Source organism: Streptomyces chattanoogensis, from assembly GCF_001294335.1.
GTDB classification, from domain to species: domain Bacteria; phylum Actinomycetota; class Actinomycetes; order Streptomycetales; family Streptomycetaceae; genus Streptomyces; species Streptomyces chattanoogensis.
The window spans coordinates 1-275 of record NZ_LGKG01000106.1; the positions used below are offsets into that span (position 1 = coordinate 1).

The 275-nt window shown below is 71.6% G+C and carries 1 pseudogene; it reads left to right on the forward strand.

The features are described from left to right. Window positions 1–275 (forward strand): annotated as a pseudogene (locus ADL29_RS12830) (DUF4097 family beta strand repeat-containing protein); the annotation flags it as partial.

Below are 275 nucleotides of genomic sequence, written 5' to 3' on the forward strand. Positions count from 1 at the left end.
TCATCGCCGCGGACCGGGCCGACACCGCGGTCGAGGTCCTGCCCGCGAACGCCTCGAAGGGCCGCGACGTGAAGGCGGCGGAGCAGACCACGGTCGAGTACGCCGACGGAGTCCTGCGGATCGAGAACCGGGCGAAGGACCAGTACTTCGGCCCCTCCGGAGCCATCGAGGTGACGGTCAAGCTGCCCGCCGGTTCCCACATCGACGCCAGGGCGGCCAGCGCCGAACTCCGGACGGTCGGCCGCCTCGGCGACGTCGTCTTCGAAGGCGCGTAC